The 15235-nt window shown below is 66.2% G+C and carries 14 protein-coding genes; 3 read left to right on the plus strand and 11 right to left on the minus strand.

Annotated features, from left to right (window positions below; all coding sequences use genetic code 11):
• Positions 1–783, minus strand: a complete 783-nt coding sequence (locus tag FR943_RS19300) for an enoyl-CoA hydratase (RefSeq protein ID WP_217159969.1) — start codon at positions 781–783, stop codon at positions 1–3.
• 171 nt (positions 784–954) lie between these two features.
• Here FR943_RS19300 and FR943_RS19305 point away from each other — a divergent pair, with 171 nt between their 5' ends.
• Both FR943_RS19305 and FR943_RS19310 read left to right on the plus strand, forming a co-directional pair.
• Positions 955–1674: a TetR/AcrR family transcriptional regulator gene (locus FR943_RS19305; RefSeq protein WP_217159852.1), complete on the plus strand. Its 720-nt coding sequence runs from the start codon at positions 955–957 to the stop codon at positions 1672–1674.
• Positions 1675–2071: 397 nt separating this feature from the next.
• A complete protein-coding gene (locus FR943_RS19310; protein WP_217159853.1) occupies positions 2072–2917 on the plus strand; it encodes a mycofactocin-coupled SDR family oxidoreductase in 846 nt (281 codons plus the stop codon).
• On the opposite strand, the gene FR943_RS19315 is transcribed toward FR943_RS19310, so the two are convergent.
• Complete coding sequence (locus FR943_RS19315; RefSeq protein ID WP_217159854.1) at positions 2910–3734, minus strand: SDR family NAD(P)-dependent oxidoreductase; 825 nt, start codon at positions 3732–3734, stop codon at positions 2910–2912. The two genes, FR943_RS19310 and FR943_RS19315, sit on opposite strands and share 8 nt — an antisense overlap.
• 39 nt (positions 3735–3773) lie before the next feature.
• On the opposite strand from FR943_RS19315, the gene FR943_RS19320 reads away from it, so the two are divergent.
• Positions 3774–5051, plus strand: coding sequence for a hypothetical protein (locus FR943_RS19320; RefSeq protein WP_217159855.1), 1278 nt, complete (start codon positions 3774–3776; stop codon positions 5049–5051).
• A gap of 5 nt (positions 5052–5056) precedes the next feature.
• On the opposite strand, the gene FR943_RS19325 is transcribed toward FR943_RS19320, so the two are convergent.
• The 9 genes from FR943_RS19325 to FR943_RS19365 all read right to left on the minus strand — a co-directional run bounded on the left by FR943_RS19325 (position 5057) and on the right by FR943_RS19365 (position 15159).
• Positions 5057–7483, minus strand: a complete 2427-nt coding sequence (locus FR943_RS19325; protein WP_217159856.1) for a CaiB/BaiF CoA transferase family protein — start codon at positions 7481–7483, stop codon at positions 5057–5059.
• A 74-nt stretch (positions 7484–7557) separates the two neighbouring features.
• The gene (locus FR943_RS19330; protein WP_217159857.1) at positions 7558–8526 is read right to left on the minus strand and encodes an enoyl-CoA hydratase/isomerase family protein; all 969 of its coding nucleotides are present in this window, start codon (positions 8524–8526) and stop codon (positions 7558–7560) included.
• Positions 8523–9680: a M24 family metallopeptidase gene (locus FR943_RS19335; RefSeq protein WP_308170608.1), complete on the minus strand. Its 1158-nt coding sequence runs from the start codon at positions 9678–9680 to the stop codon at positions 8523–8525. The genes FR943_RS19330 and FR943_RS19335 overlap by 4 nt, the downstream gene beginning before the upstream one ends.
• Before the next feature lie 14 nt (positions 9681–9694).
• On the minus strand, positions 9695–10957 hold the full coding sequence (locus tag FR943_RS19340; RefSeq protein ID WP_217159858.1) for a M24 family metallopeptidase: 1263 nt from the start codon (positions 10955–10957) through the stop codon (positions 9695–9697).
• Positions 10954–12126: an amidohydrolase family protein gene (locus tag FR943_RS19345; RefSeq protein ID WP_217159859.1), complete on the minus strand. Its 1173-nt coding sequence runs from the start codon at positions 12124–12126 to the stop codon at positions 10954–10956. Before FR943_RS19345 ends, FR943_RS19340 begins: the two co-directional genes overlap by 4 nt.
• A gap of 41 nt (positions 12127–12167) precedes the next feature.
• Entirely contained in the window at positions 12168–13397 is a 1230-nt protein-coding gene (locus FR943_RS19350) for a cytochrome P450 (RefSeq protein ID WP_217159860.1), read from the minus strand.
• Positions 13398–13417: 20 nt separating this feature from the next.
• Positions 13418–13612 (minus strand): ferredoxin, encoded by a 195-nt coding sequence (locus FR943_RS19355; RefSeq protein ID WP_217159861.1) that lies wholly within the window; start codon positions 13610–13612, stop codon positions 13418–13420.
• Complete coding sequence (locus tag FR943_RS19360) at positions 13609–14274, minus strand: TetR/AcrR family transcriptional regulator (RefSeq protein ID WP_217159862.1); 666 nt, start codon at positions 14272–14274, stop codon at positions 13609–13611. The genes FR943_RS19355 and FR943_RS19360 overlap by 4 nt, the downstream gene beginning before the upstream one ends.
• A gap of 75 nt (positions 14275–14349) precedes the next feature.
• A complete protein-coding gene (locus FR943_RS19365; RefSeq protein ID WP_217159863.1) occupies positions 14350–15159 on the minus strand; it encodes an SDR family NAD(P)-dependent oxidoreductase in 810 nt (269 codons plus the stop codon).
• Between the last annotated feature and the right edge of the window lie 76 nt (positions 15160–15235).

The following is a 15235-nucleotide window of genomic DNA, read 5'->3' on the forward strand; positions in this document are numbered from 1 at the left end:
CTACTTGATGTTCTGTTTCATTCCGTCGATACCCATCAATACCGGCCAACCGCCGACGCTCAGCGCATTGCCGTGTCCGGTCTGATGAATGTCGAACACCGATTGGATGGCGGCGTAGAACCCCTGCACGTCGAGGGTTTGGTTGACCGCGCGCTTGGCCTGGCGCAACGCGAAGGCCGGCATCTGGGCGATCTGGGCGGCCAGTTCGGCGGTCTGGGCGTCGAGCTCGTCACGCGGCACCACCCGGTTGACCATGCCCGTGCGTTCGGCTTCCTCTGCGGTCAGCGCCCGGCCGGTGAACAGGATCTCCTTGGCCTTGCGGGCGCCCAGCTCCCAGGTGTGGCCGTGGTACTCGACACCGCCGATACCCATCAGCGCCACCGGATCGGAGAACAATGCGTCATCGGCGGCCAGGATGAGGTCGCAGGGCCAGCAGAGCAGCAGCCCGCCGGAGATGCAGCGGCCCTGGACCGCGGCGATCGACGGCTTGGGCACGTTGCGCCAGCGCAGCGTGTACTCGAGGTAGCGCCGCGATTCGTGCTCGACGAGGAACTCCAGCGTGATCTTGTCGGGCACCGGCCCGCCACCGCGCAGATCGTGGCCGGCCGAGAAGTGCTTGCCGTTGGCCCGCAGCACGATCACTTTGACCTCGTGATCTTCGGCGGCCCTGGTCCAGGCCGCATCCAGCTCGTCGAGCAGTTCGGAGTTCTGCGCGTTGGCGGCCTCGGGCCGGTTCAGCGTGATCGTGGCGACCGAGTCGGTGGCGTCGTAGTCGATGTACACGTCTTTCCTTCTGCTCACAGCTGCCCGCAAACAGTGCCCCGGCGGCGCCGATTTTGGTGTGAAACCCTTCTTCTCAAAGGACTTCTATAATTCCCATCATGAGAATACTATTCTCACAGTACGAAAGTTACAATCTCCGACACGTTGGCCGCGAGGGGGTCTGGCACCACAATGGCAAGGCGTTCTCCGGTACAGTCAGTTCATGTTCTCCCCACTCGACAAGCGTCGGAGCAGCCAGTGACTACCGCTGGCGAAGAACCGGCCTGGAAGCAACGAGCTGTCGAGCGGTCGATCAAAACGGCCAAGCTACGGGCCGCTCAGCGCGTCCAGCGCTTCCTGGATGCAGCCCAGGCGATCATCATCGAAAAGGGCAGCACCGACTTCACCGTGCAAGAGGTCGTGGATCGCTCTCGGCAGTCGCTGCGGAGCTTCTACCTGCAATTTGACGGTAAGCACGAGCTCCTGCTCGCCCTGTTCGAAGACGCGCTGAGCCGCTCGGCCGATCAGATCCGGGCCGCCACCTCGACCCAGGACGAGCCGATCGAGCGGCTCAAGGTCGCCATTCAACTGCTGTTCGAATCGTCGCGTCCCGATCCGGCCGCCAAGCGACCGTTGTTCACCGACTTCGCTCCCCGGCTGCTGGTATCACACCCGTCAGAGGTCAAGGTGGCCCACGCGCCGCTGCTGGCCCTGCTCACCGAGCTCATGGAAGAGGCCTCCGCGGCCGGCCAGCTCCGCGCCGGGATCAACCCGCGCCGGATGGCTGCCATGGCAATGCAGACGGTGATGTTCGTCGCACAGTCCAGTGGAGGCGTCGACGAGGCATCGATCCACCCGATCTCCGCCGACGAGGTCTGGGATTTCGTGGCCAACGGATTTGCCGCCAGCTAGCTGAGAATCTCGTTCTCCAGGTAGAAGAATTTGCCTTACCCACAAGCGCGGGTGCAATCTCCGCCGCGCGCGCCATCGCCCCACGCACAGGGCCGCCAGAGGCATTGACACCCGCGCGTCGCGCTCGATCGTCGAGCCCGGACGCCGCGACCCGGCCACTGTTCATGTCTTCGGAGCTGCCGGGGCGCCGACACGCACGTCCTCGGCACTCGATCCGCCGCGAATGCTCGCCGCGAGGGTAGCTGAGAATCCCATTCTTCTAAGCGAAGAGTACAAATTGCCCCAAACGGATCTGTCGTTGACACAGCAGGTTACCCGGTGACAGAGTGCTGAGCAGCTGCACAGTTTTTCGCGCATGCCTACGTTGCACAATCACGACACAGAACTGGGGTAATCAATGACTGGACGGGTGGAAGGCAAGGTCGCGTTCGTCACCGGCGCGGCCCGCGGCCAGGGGCGTAGCCACGCGATACGGCTCGCGCAAGAAGGCGCCGACATCATCGCGATCGACATCTGTGGGCCGATCCGCCCCGGCGTGGAGACCGCCATCCCGGCCTCCACCTCCGACGATCTGGCCGAGACCGCGAACCTGATCAAAGGCCTCAACCGCCGCGTCGTCACCGCCGAGGTCGACGTGCGCGATGCCGACGCCATCAAGGCCGCCGTGGACAGCGGTGTCGAGCAGCTCGGCCGCCTCGACATCATCGTGGCCAACGCCGGTATCGGCAACGGCGGCGACGTCCTGCACGAGACCAGCCAGCTGGACTGGGACGAGATGATCGACATCAACCTCTCGGGTGTCTGGAAGTCGGTGAAAGCCGGTGTGCCGCACCTGATCGAAGGTGGCCGCGGCGGCTCGATCATCTTGACCAGCTCGGTCGGCGGCCTCAAGGCCTACCCGCACTGCGGCAACTACGTCGCCGCCAAGCACGGCGTCGTCGGCCTGATGCGTGGCTTCGCCGTGGAGCTGGGCCAGCACAACATTCGTTGTAACACCGTGCATCCCACGCATGTCGCCACGCCGATGCTGCACAACGACGGCACGTTCAAGATGTTCCGGCCGGATCTGGAGAACCCGGGCCCCGACGACATGGCGCCGATCTGCCAGCTGTTCCACACCCTGCCCATCCCGTGGGTGGAGGCCGTGGACATCAGCAACGCCGTGCTGTTCCTGGCCTCCGACGAGGCCCGCTACATCACCGGTGTGACGCTGCCGGTCGACGCGGGCAGCTGCCTCAAGTAGTCGCGGTCCCCGGGCCCGGACCCAGTGTCGCGGCTCCGGTCTGCGGGTGGCGGTACCAGCCACCCGCAGCCCGGGTGCCACCGTCGACGTGGATCGTCTCCCCGGTGATGTAGGCGGACAGGTTGGACGCCAAGAACACTGCGGTACCGGCGATTTCGTCGACGTGACCGGCCCGGCCCAGCGGGACACCGCCGGCAGCGTTGGACAGCACCCCATCCGGGGTCAGGGCGACGAGCCCCTCGGTCAGGGTGAAGTCCGGTGCGATCGCATTGACCCGGATATTGTGCGGCGCGAGCTCGAACGAAGCGGTCTGGGTGTAGTTGATCACACCGGCTTTCGCGGCCGCATAGGCGGCGTAGCCGGGGGCCGCGCGCACTCCCTCGATCGACGTGAGATTGATGATGCTGCCGGGCAATTCGTCGGCCACCAACTGGCGCGCCACCCGCTGCGTGCACAGCAGGACATGACGCAGATTGCTCCGGTACAGCGCATCCCAGCCATTTTCGCGCGTCTCGAGCAGCGGCGAGGCGAACGTGCCACCGGCGTTGTTCACCAGAATCCGCACCGGACCCAGTTCGGCAGCCGTCTGCGCCAGCGCGGCATCCACCTGTTCGGATTCACGCACATCGGTGACGATCCCCAGCACACCGGTCGACTCGGCAGCTTCCGCACAGCTCTGCGGATCACGCTCCCAGATCGCCACCGAGGCACCGAAAGCCGCCAGACCGGCAGCAATACCCCGCCCGATACCAGTGCCGCCGCCGGTGACCACGGCCACCTGGCCGGTGAGCAGAATGTCAGAAGGATTGATGGCCATGGTTGTTGACGCTACCGACTCGACCGTCGATGAGGCCAGATGCAGCGCTGGGTGACCGGGGACGCCACCGGTACGCAGTTCCCCGCCGATCCGGACACCCTGCACGCCGCCGGACCCGATTTCCTCACCGCGGCCCTGCGGTCCTTCGGCGTACTGACACAACACAACCGGGTCACCGCGATCATTCGGTTCCAGGAGTGCGCGGGCGGGAGCACCGGGCGCAAGGCCCAGTTGGATGTGCGCTACGCCCACCCCACCGACCGGCTGCCCACCGAACTGTTCGTCAAGTTCTCCCGCGATTTCGACAATCCCCGCCGCGACCGCGGCAAGTCGCAGATGGAGCTCGAGGTGGCCTTCGGCGCGCTCTCGACCGGCACCGCGTTGCCCGTCACCGTACCCGTCTGCCTGTTCGCCGACTATCACCGTGACTCGGGCACGGGCATGCTGTTGACCGAACGGATCTCTTTCGACACCAACGGGATCGAACCGCACTACGACAAGTGCCTGGACTACCGGATGCCAGACCCGCTCGGTCATTACCGGGCGCTGTTGACATCGGTCGCCCGGCTGGCCGGCGCCTACAAGGCCGGCGCCCTACCCGACACGACCGCCGGCCAATTCCGTTATGACGCCACGAAAGTCACCGTCGGAACCCGGGTCCAGCACAACGCCGCCGAACGCACCGCGCAGGTCCACCGACTGGCCGCTTTCGCGGACAGCCACCCAGCGCTGCTGCCGGCCGCCCTCGGCCGCCCCGAGTTCATCACCAGGATGCTCGCCGACGTGAACCGGATCGCTGCCGCCGAGGACGCCGTCATGTCCTGGCTGGAATCCACCGACGACCAGATGGCGCTGTGCCACTGGAACGCCAACGTCGACAATGCCTGGTTCTGGTCCGAGACGGACGGAACGTTGAGCTGCGGGCTGCTGGACTGGGGCTGCGTCAGCGTGATGAATGTGGCGATGGCGCTGTGGGGTTCGCTGTGCAGCGCCGAGACCGAGCTCTGGGAGCGCCATCTCGACATGCTGCTGGACCACTTCGTCGCCGAGTTCCAGGCGGCCGGTGGGCCGACCCTCGACCTGACGCGGTTGCGCAGCCAACTGGTGCTCTATGCCGCGGTCATGGGTGTCGCCTGGCTGCTCGACGCACCCGCCCACCTGCAGACCGTGCTCCCCGCGGGCGGCAGCGACCGGACCGACCGCTGTGTGTCCGGCAATGAGGCTGTGCGGTCGGAGCTCCTGATGCTGAGCAACGTGGTGCACCTCTGGGACACCGAGGATTTCGGTGCGATGCTCGATGCCTTCGAGGCCGGCTGAGATCCTCAGCGAGCCGCCTTGCGGCGTCCGCCCACCCCCGGTTCGGTGCCGATCACGCCGTCCTCGGCCAGCGTGGCTATCTCCTCGTCGGACAATCCCAGCTCGGTCAGCAGTTCGTGATTGTGCTCGCCGAGCAGAGGTGCGGGGTGCCGGTGCAGTGTCCGCGGGCCGTTTGCCAACGAGACCGGCAGGGTGCTGTGCGGTGCCGGATTGTTCACCGGGTGCCCGACATGTTCGAAGAACCGCCGGAACCGTACCTGCGGCAGTTCCAGCTGGCGATGCGGCTGCATCACCTTGGCCACCGGAATTCCGGTCGGCCACAGGGTTTCGACGATGTCGTCGCCGCTTCGCGTCCGACACCAGGCCACCAGCTTTTCGTCGATCAGCTCATGGTGCGCCCGGCGACCGGCAGCGGTGTCCAACTGTGGGTCCATGGCCCACTGCGGCTCGCCGAGCGCCGAGCGCAGCGCAGCCCACTGGGCGTCGGTGCTGACCGCGATGGCCACCCAACTGTCGTCGCGGCCGAACTCGTCGATCCCGGCGCTCTGGTAGATGTTCTGCGGCGCCGCGGCCGGGCCCCGGTTGCCGTCGCGCTGCAACAGTGCGCCATACGCCGAGTATTCGATCACCTGCTCGGCAGCGATGTTCAAGGCGGCGTCGACCATGGCGGCCTCCACCAGCACCGCCTCCCCGGTACGGCGCCGGTGCTCCAGCGCCAGCATCAAACCCGACAGCGCGTGGATCCCGGCGTTGGGGTCACCGATCGAATACGGTTCGAACGGCGTGCGATCCGGATAACCGGTGAGCCAACTCAGCCCCGAGGCGTCCTCGATGATGTAGGCGAATGCCGGATTGTCGCGCCAGGGGCCGTCCAGACCGAAACCGGGCATCCGCACCATGACGATGTCCTCGCGCAGTTCCCGCAGCGAGTCGAAGTCCAGCCCGATCTGTTCGATCACCCGCGGGGTGAAGTTCTCCACCACCACATCGCAGGTGGCGATCAAGCGGCGCAACAGATCCCGCCCCTGTTCGGTCTGGAAGTCCAAAGTCAGGCTCTTCTTGTTGGTGTTGAGCGCGCTGAATATCGGCGAACGCTCCCACCACTGCTCCACGGTCGCCGGGATACCCGCGATCAGCCGGGTCCCGTCGGGCTTCGGCGTGGACTCGAGATGGATCACCTCGGCACCGAGCATGCCGAGCGGATGCGTGCAGGACGGGCCGGCCCAGAACGTGGTCATGTCCAACACCCGTAATCCGCTGAACGGCAACCGGTCCCCACCCGGCACACCGGAGGGGGCCGTGCGCGGGACGAGTTCGGCGGCCCGCACCTGCGCGGTGTGCTCCCCGAGACGCGGAGCCGGTGCCGGCGGGCGTAGCTCGGGGCCGGAGAACCGGTACGGCGCCGCAGGCTGGGTGAATCCGTCGCGCGGGTTGCGCACGAACGACTGCCGGGCCACGAAATGGTCCATCCCGGTGACGTTCTCACCGTTGCCGACGGGTGAGGTCGGAATCCGGAACGCCGTGGCAAGCTCACGGATGTCGTCCGCGCGTTGCTCACGCAACCAGCTGTCGAGCTCCTCGGCATGCAGGTTGGCCTGCTCGGTGATGGTGAGCTCGGAATTCTCGTCGATCCACTCGTCGTGTCCGGACATGGCGCACAGGTCCCACCACTGCTGTGCGGTACCGCACCCCAGCGCCACCAGCCCGTCGGCGGCCTGCGCCACCCCCGGCACCGTCGGCCTGCGCTCGCTGCGCCAGGGCCGGCCCAGCATCTCGAAGTAGGTCACCGGGTAGTACGTCAAGCCCAGGATCTGAGCTTCCAGCGCGGACAGGTCCACGAGTTCGCCGTGGCCGTCGCGCAGCGCCCGCGCCCGGAACGCCAGCGTCATCGCCGCGGCATACGCACCGGCCAGCCACTCCCCGACCTGCCCGCCGATCGACACCGGCGCCCGGTCCTGCACACCCCGGCCGATCCCGATGGCGCCGCCGGACCAGGCCTGCAGGGTGAATTCGGTGGCCGCCCGGTCACTCCACGGGCCGTCCAGTCCGAACGGGGTGATCGTGGTGACGATCAGGTGCGGATGGCGCCGAAACAAATCTTCAGGTGCGACCGACTGGGCGACAACCGATTCCGGCGACCAGATCACCGCGTCGGCCGCGGCCACCAGCCCGTCGAGCCACCGCATGTCGTCGGGGGCACCGGGATCCAAGGCCACGCTGCGCTTACCGCCGGCCAGGAACGCGAACAGGGCGCCGTCCGCGTCCGTCCCGATGTCGGCCCCCGACGCCGACCAGCGGCGCAGCGGGTCTCCCTCGGGCGCCTCGACTTTGATCACGTCGGCGCCACCGTCTGCCAGCAGCCGGGTCGCGTAGGCCCCGGCGATCCCCGAGGACAGGTCGATGACGGTGTAGCCGTCAAGTGGTGCAGTCATATCCGCTCTCTCGCCGAAACCGCATTCCAGCAGGCCGCTACTCGCATTTCTGCTGCCGGAATGCCGTTTCGCCGCTATTCGGGTTTGGCCCGGTTCTTCTTGGACAGCCGGAACTCGGGCGGGAACTTGCTGTCGTTGTCGTTGACGGCAGCCGACAGGCCGGAGTCGATGGATTCGAACATGTCCAGGTCCGCGTCGCTGTCGTTGGCCACCCCGTTGCCCATCGACTCGAAGAACGCACTCAGCAGGCTGCCCATGTACTCACCCTGCTGCTGCTTGAACACCTCGAAGAACAGCTTCTGCTGGAACACGGTGTCCACCGGGCGGTTCCGCGCACACGCCAACGCGTATTTGGCCACCTCGTCCTCCAGCTGGTCGCGCGGCACCACCTTGTTCAGGAAGTTGCAGTCATACATCTCGGCGGCGGTGAACGGCCGGCCGGTGAACACCATCTCCTGGAATTTGCGCAGCCCCATCATCTGCACCCAGGTCCACATGCGGGGCCCCCAGCCGTGATACCGGAACGACGGGTGGCCGAAGAGCGCATCCTCGGACGAAATCACCAGATCCGCGTCAGCACACTGGTAGAAGTGCCAGCCGTAGCAGTAGCCCTTGGCCTCAACGATGCTGATCTTCTTGAAGTCCTGCAGCGCGCGGTTGCCGGCCTGGGAGTTGGCGTACCAGGCGCTGATGGTGGCTCCGTTGCGGAAGGTCCCCTTCGGCGGGTACGTCACCTCCCCGACGCCGTCATCCTCCAGCCGCAACTCGGCCAGCCGAACCGCTGGATTGTCGTTGCCCTCCATGAACTCCGGGAGATCCGCCCCGCTGCCCAGGTTGTCCCCGACGCCGCGGATGATCACCACCTTCACGTCGTTGTCGGCGTTGGCCGCCCGCAACACATCTGCGTAGCGCAGGCGGGCCATCGACGTCGGCGCGTTGAGGAACTCCGGCCGGTTGAACGTGATCGTGGCGATCTTGGTCTTGGGGTCCTTCTCGTAGCGGATGATCTCTTCTGGGCTGGGCCGCTGCGGTGTTTCGGTCATGACGCCGTCCACGCCGGAGCGTCGGTGAGAACCTCGGGTCCCCGGTCGGTGATCAGCACCGCATCGCGGGTGAACACCGCCCCCACACCTTGTTCCCATACGTGCGCGGTAACGGCCAAAACCATGCCTTCCTCGAGTTGTTCTGCATCGGCGGTTGCCTGCAGTTGCGGTGAAACCACCGGCGGGTCGAAACCCAACCCCAGTCCGTGGGCGACCGGCATCGGCGGCACCTGCTCGCCCACCTCGGCGTACGCCGACAACAGCGCACTGGCCGGATTACCCGGACGGCAGGCGTCAATCAGCCTCTGCCACAGAGCATCACGGCGGTCGTACAACGCCGTCACACCAGCCTTGTCGGTGACCTCGCCGACCGGCCAGGTGCGCGCGACCTCGCCGAGGTATCCGCCGGCAAGCACCCCGGCGGATACTGCCACCAGATCGCCGTCGCGCAGCCGGCCGTCCGCCGAGGACCGCCGGAACGGCCGGTCCTTCGAGGTGATCCAGGCCGAATCCTGCGTGGCCGGGGTGCTCACCCCACCTGCCGCCTCGCACTCCAACAGGACTCCGGCGAGATTTCGCTCAGTGTTGCCCGGGGCCAGCGCGGCCACAGCGGCGCTCAACCCGTTCTCGGCCACCCGCAGCGCCACTCGCAGCGCGTCGATCTCCTGAGGAGTCTTGATGCGCCGCGCGGCCCGCATGGCAAGTTCGCCGTCCACGAGTTCGGCAGCAGGGAAGGCCATCGGCAGCAACTTGGCGAATGTCGGTGTCAGCGCATCGGTTCCGACTCGCTTGAAGGTCCCGGCACCTTCGATCCGCTGGAGGACCCCGATCAACGTCATCGGGTTCCAGCACAGTCCGTACAGATTTTCGCGGCCGATCTCCTCCGGGATACCCTCGTCCCACGTGCTGTTCAGATGGATGGCACCGGTCTCGCGGACCAGACTGCAAATCGGGCCGAACGGTCGGGTGCCGGCCACCCACAGCTGCGGCGCGCCCGTCACGTACCTGACGTTGGCCTGGCGTCCCAGCACCAACAGATCCAGATCATTGGCCGCCATCTGTGCCAGCGCGCGTTCGCGACGCCCGAAGCGCAGCGCAGGCGAATCAGGAGCCACATCAGAATTCGCGTCGATGTTGGGGGCTTGGATGCTCACGTGTGCACTCCCGCTCAGCGGTACGGATCGTAGGGGTAGTCGGTCAACGGCATCCAGCCGTCATCGGTGATCACCACGATCTCCTCGCTGCGATAACCACCGGTGCCGTCCTCCCAGACGACCGGCTCGAGCACCAGCAGCATGCCGGCCGGGAACACGAAGTTGTCATCGAACTCCGGCCCGAGATCGGTTCCGATCATGGGCATTTCCGCGGCGTTGGCCCCGATGCCGTGCCCGATGTAGAAGTGCGGCAGCCACGGCTTGCGCCCACCTGCCGCCGCGATGCCGGCGCGGGCCAGATCACCGCTGGTGGCCCCGGCCTTGGTGACCGCCAGCACTGCGGCCAGGATGTCGCGCCACTGGTGAAACTGCGCCTGCTGCGCTTCGGTGGGCTCCTGCCCGACGATCCAGGTGCGGCCGAAGTCCGAGCAGTAGCCGCCATAGGTGATCGACACATCGGTCCACAGCACGTCACCCTGTTTGAGCTCGCGCTCGGTGGACAGCAGCGGCAGGGCCAGGTCGCCGTGTGTGGTCCAGGCACCGTCGGCCAGGCTGGCCGGCATCACCTGCCAGATCGCCTCCAACATGCTGGCTGTCGCGCCGAGTTCGAAGGCCCGGCGGACGAAGTGCGCCGACAGGTCGATCTGACGCATCCCGGGCGCCAGCGACTTCTGCACGTCGACCATGGCTTCCTCGGTGATTCGGCAGGCCTGTCGCACCGCAGCGATCTGGTCCGGCGTCTTGACCAGCTTGGCCGCCCCCACCACCGGCGCGGCGTCGATCGGCGGTGTCGGGAACAGCCGATCACCGGCCCGACGCATCGCTCCGGTCAGTTCGTCGACGGCGACCGTCGCTCCGGGTGGGACGAGTTCGGCCAGCACCCGCCCGAAATGCTCGACACCTTCCTCGAATTCGAGGTACAGCGGCGGGTGCAGGTGATCGTCGGGCAGGTCGGCCTCCAGCGGGGCACCCTCGCGCGCCGGCAGGAACAGGTGCGGATACTCGTCATCGACCCCGACGATGGCGACCGGACGCTCGACGTGTGACAGGCCCGCATCCAGCAGCGGCCAACTGGCGCCGGTGGCATACACCACGTTGCCGTTGCCGAGCAGGACCAGGGCGTCGACGTCGTTGTCGCGCATGGCAGCACGAAGCCGCGCCCCGACCTCCCGGCGCATCCGGGAAAAGTCGGGTTCGGTCGGCACGTCGATCCAGCTCAACCCGTTCTGGATGATCGATGTCACCCCGGACCGTGCGGCCGCCGTCGCCGCGGTCATACCAATCCCAGGAACTTCTGGACGTTCGTGGACACGATCTTGACGGCGTTCTCCGGACCGACCGCCTCCACCACGGTGGCCAGTGACTTCTCCGAGTAGCCCCAGGTGCTCTCGTTGTGCGGATAATCGCTGGACCACATCACGTTGTCGACGCCGATCTGGTCGAGCAGCCGCAAGCCCAGCGGGTCGACCATGAACGAGGCGGACATGTGCTTGTCCCAGTAGTGCCGGACGTCATGCTGCAGTTCGTGGTTGAACATGTGCCGATAGGAGGCCAGCAGATGCTCGGCGTCCTGTAACGCGGTGGGCACCCAGGCGATTCCACCCTCGAACCAGCCGACCTTGAGATTCGGGTGACGATCCAGGATCCCGGAGAAGACGTACTTGGCGAACTGTTCCCGGAAGGAATCGACGTTGACCATCATGCCGACGACGACGCTGTTGTTCTGACACGGCGTCTTGGGTGGGGTCTCCCCGATGTGGTGACTGACCGGAACCCCGGACGCCTCGATCTCGTCCCACACCGCGTCCATGTCAGTGCTGCCGTAGTCGTAGATGTTGCCGTCGTCGTCCTTGCCCGGATTCAGCGGCAGCAGGAAGGTCTTGAGCCCAAGCGACTTCAGCTCCTCGAGCGTGCTGCGAGTACCTTTCGGGTCCCACCAGTTGATCAGCCCGACGCCGTAGAAGTGTCCGTTGGACTGCTCCTGCAGGGCCGCGATGTGCTCGTTGTAGATCCGGAACACCCGCTCCCGCAGCGCCTTGTCGGGATAGTGGAACAGCGCCAGCACCGCGTTGGGGAAGGCCAGCTCCTTGTCGATGCCGTCTTCTTTGAGCTCGCGCACCCGGGCGGCGATGTTGTTCGACGCCGCCCCGGCGAGGTCGTCGTACTGCATCAGGACGCGGCCGAAATCACCGCCGGTCCAGGCCTTGCCCTTCATACCGACCATGTACGCGCCGTCCTCGTACCAGATCCGTGGTGCGGCACCCTTGAGCTCTTCGGGGAAGCGCTCGTAGAAGATGTCGTCGGCGACCGAGATGTGGTTGTCGGCCGAGAAGATCTCGGTGCCCGGCGGTAGCCCGGGCAGGCCGGTCTCCGTCGCGTGACCGCGCCGGTTCTTGGGCGCACCGAAACCTTCTGGTGGATATAGGGTTTGAGTAGCGGTAGACACTTTCAGATCTCCATTCGGGCTGTCCGGGCTGAAAAGTCAGGTCACCAGGTGACGGGGAGTTCGTAGACGCCGTAGGCGAGGCGGTCGTGCTTGAACGGCACCTCGTCGAGCGGGATGGCCAGCTTCAAGGTGGGGATGCGGCGCAGCAGGGTGTGGAAGACGATCTGCAGTTCGGCGCGGGCCAGCTGTTGACCGACGCACTGGTGGCGGCCGTAGCCGAAGCCGAGTTGTTGGCCGGCGTCGCGGCTGAGGTCGAGCTTGTCGGGCTCCGGGTAGGCCTTGGCATCCCAGTTGGCCGGGGACAGGTCGATGATGACGCCGTCACCGGCTCGGATCGTCTCGCCGCTGATCTCGATGTCCTCCAGCGCCACCCGGCGCTGTCCGGTCTGGATTATGGACAGATAGCGCATCAGTTCCTCGACCGCGTTGGCGATCACCTTCGGATCCTCGGCGTCACGCAGGAAGTCGGCCTGCTCGGGGTTTTCCAGCAGGGCCAGGATGCCGATGCCGATCATGTTGGCCGTGGTCTCGTGTCCGGCGATCAGGAGTCCGGTGCCCAGCTGCGCGGCCTCCTTGACGCTGATCTCCCCGGCAGTCACGCGCTCGGCCAGATCGGACACCGCATCCTCGGCCGGGTTGGCCTGCTTCTCCTCGACGAGGTTGATCAGGTACTGGTGCAGGCTCATCGCGCCCTTTTGCATGGCGTCCGCTGCCGCGTAGCGGGCCAGACCGGCATTGGCGTGCTCCTGGAAGAACTCGTGGTCTTCGTATGGGACACCGAGCATTTCGCTGATCACCACGGTGGGCACCGGCAAGGCGAGCTTGGCAACGAGATCGGCGGGCTGCGGGCCGGCCAGGATCTCGTCGATGCACTCATCGGTGATCTTCTGGATGGCCGACCGCAATCCTTCGACCCGCCGGAAGGTGAACGGCTTGGACAGCATCCGGCGAAACCGGGTGTGCTCTTCGGCGTCAGAGGTGAACACCGACCGCGGCCGCTTGTCGACGGTGGCGAGCATGTGCTCGTTCCAGTGCGGGAAGCCCGCGATCCGGTCGTCCACGCTGATCCGAGAGTCCGCGAACAGGGTTCGCGCCTCCTCATGGCCGGTGATCAGCCACGGGGTACTGCCGTTCCAGATCTTCACGCGGAACAGCCCTTTGGGGTGGTCCAGCATCTGCGCGGGCGGGGCGAACGGGCACGCCGCAGCGCGCTCCATCGGGTACTCGGGGATGTCGGTGGTGGTCGTGGAATCGGCAAGCGTTTCAGACATCGGTGTGGGGTTCCTCTGTGTCAGTCTTCGATCTGGATGGCTAGGGCTGGGCAGGCCGCGGCGGCGCGGCGGGCGTTGTCGGTCTGGTCTTCGCCCGGCTCGGGTTCGAGCAGGACCACGACGCCGTCTTCGTCGCGCTGGTCGAACACTTCGGCGGCGTTGAGCACGCACTGCCCCGACGAGACACACTTGTCTTGATCGACAGTGACTTTCATGTGAGGTCGCTTTCTTGAGTAACCGGCGCCAACCACAGGCCGACGATCGCGTCGATCAATCCCGACGCGGCGCCCTGCCATGAAGTCCTGGGCACCTCCCCGCCCTGGGCCAGGGCCCGTTCCCGGTCGGCGCAACTGTGCATCAGCAGGTTGCGCGCCATGATGTTTCGTTCGGCGCGGATGGCGTCCGGCAGGTCGGGCAGGCAGCTGTTCATACCCTTGATGACCTGTACCAGCGACTCCGAACTGAGCGCATCGCGGACCACGATGCCGTGGTAGGCCGGATCGGTCATCACCTGCGCGGCGAAACGCGCATACCAGGTCGGATTACCCAGTGCCGCGAGGTGGTCGGTGAGCGGGCAGACCAGGCACGCCACCCAGTCCCGCAGCTCACTCGAATCACCGAGGCGTTCGATCATCTGCTCGCGCAGTGCTTCGACAGGTCCGCGGTGCTTGTGTTCGATGGCCCGGACGAGATCGGTCTTGGTACCGAAGTGGTATCCGACTGCGGCGTTGTTGCCCTGCCCGGCCGCCTCGCTGACCTGACGGTTGGACACCGCGAACACGCCATGCTCGGCGTAGAGCCGTTCCGCCGCCTTGAGAATGGCCTCCTGAGTGGAGCTGGCCCGGTCGGCCCGCGCCGTCCGACTGGCTGTGGTCACCGTTACAGTCAACGCCCTTCCTGTCACTAAGTCAAGCACTTGATTTAAAACTGGGGCGCCGGCGTCGTGCCTGGTTCAGGACTTGTTCTTACGGGCGATGACCTTGCCCGCCACAGTTCCGCCGTCGATCGGCAGCACCGTCCCGGTGACATAGCGCGATCGGTCGGTGGCGAAGTACAACGCCGCCTCGGCGACGTCTTCGACGGTCCCCTCGCGCTTGAGCGGGCGGTCGTTGCGCATCTGGGCCCGAATCCCGGCCTCGAACTCCTCGATGCGCTCACGTTCCTCCGGCGAGGCCGACTTCGCCACGATTGCGGTGCGGATATTGCCCGGGGCGATCGCATTGACCCGAATCTCGTAGTGCGCCAGCTCGATTGCCGCAGACTTGGTGAACTGGATGACGGCGGCCTTGGACGCCCGGTAGGTCATCACTCCCCCGCCGGCCTGAATGCCGCCGATCGAGGTCAGGTTGAGGATCGAACCACCGCCGTGCTCGGCCATGTAGCGCGCGGCATCGCGGGTGCCGGCCATCACGGCACGGACGTTCACCCGCATCACCGTGTCGAAGTCGGCCAGGTCGTCGTCGAGAAAGCGCCGGTGCATCCGACCCGACACCCCGGCGTTGTTGACCATGACGTCGAGACCGCCGAAGGCTTCCACCGCCGTCGACACCAGGGCACCGACTTGCTCGACATCACCGACGTCGGCGAACAGGAACCGGACGTCTTCGCCCAGTTCGTCGGCCAGCGCCTTACCGCGGTCGTCGTCGACATCACCGATCAGCACCCGGGCGCCTTCGGCGGCGAACCGACGCACCAACCCCTCACCGAGACCCGACGCCCCGCCGGTGATCACCGCGACTTTTCCCGCCAGTTCATTGCTCATGTAGGCCGCAAGCCCCTTCCTCGTCGGCCGCGCTCCGGCGGCGGTTCGACTCAACCCGCTCGACGGCGTTCAGTCA

Origin of the sequence: [Mycobacterium] fortunisiensis, from assembly GCF_019050325.1 — a bacterium.
Taxonomy (GTDB): domain Bacteria; phylum Actinomycetota; class Actinomycetes; order Mycobacteriales; family Mycobacteriaceae; genus Mycobacterium; species Mycobacterium fortunisiensis.

Bases quoted from the DNA above. Each gene is read 5' to 3' on its own strand.
- FR943_RS19365 (WP_217159863.1), bottom strand. From the start codon at position 15,159: ATGAGCAATGAACTGGCGGGAAAAGTCGCGGTGATCACCGGCGGGGCG.
- FR943_RS19315 (WP_217159854.1), bottom strand. From the start codon at position 3,734: ATGGCCATCAATCCTTCTGACATTCTGCTCACCGGCCAGGTGGCCGTG.
- FR943_RS19350 (WP_217159860.1), bottom strand. From the start codon at position 13,397: ATGTCTGAAACGCTTGCCGATTCCACGACCACCACCGACATCCCCGAG.
- FR943_RS19320 (WP_217159855.1), top strand. From the start codon at position 3,774: ATGCAGCGCTGGGTGACCGGGGACGCCACCGGTACGCAGTTCCCCGCC.
- FR943_RS19330 (WP_217159857.1), bottom strand. From the start codon at position 8,526: ATGACCGAAACACCGCAGCGGCCCAGCCCAGAAGAGATCATCCGCTAC.
- FR943_RS19340 (WP_217159858.1), bottom strand. From the start codon at position 10,957: ATGACCGCGGCGACGGCGGCCGCACGGTCCGGGGTGACATCGATCATC.
- FR943_RS19325 (WP_217159856.1), bottom strand. From the start codon at position 7,483: ATGACTGCACCACTTGACGGCTACACCGTCATCGACCTGTCCTCGGGG.
- FR943_RS19305 (WP_217159852.1), top strand. From the start codon at position 955: ATGGCAAGGCGTTCTCCGGTACAGTCAGTTCATGTTCTCCCCACTCGA.
- FR943_RS19310 (WP_217159853.1), top strand. From the start codon at position 2,072: ATGACTGGACGGGTGGAAGGCAAGGTCGCGTTCGTCACCGGCGCGGCC.
- FR943_RS19355 (WP_217159861.1), bottom strand. From the start codon at position 13,612: ATGAAAGTCACTGTCGATCAAGACAAGTGTGTCTCGTCGGGGCAGTGC.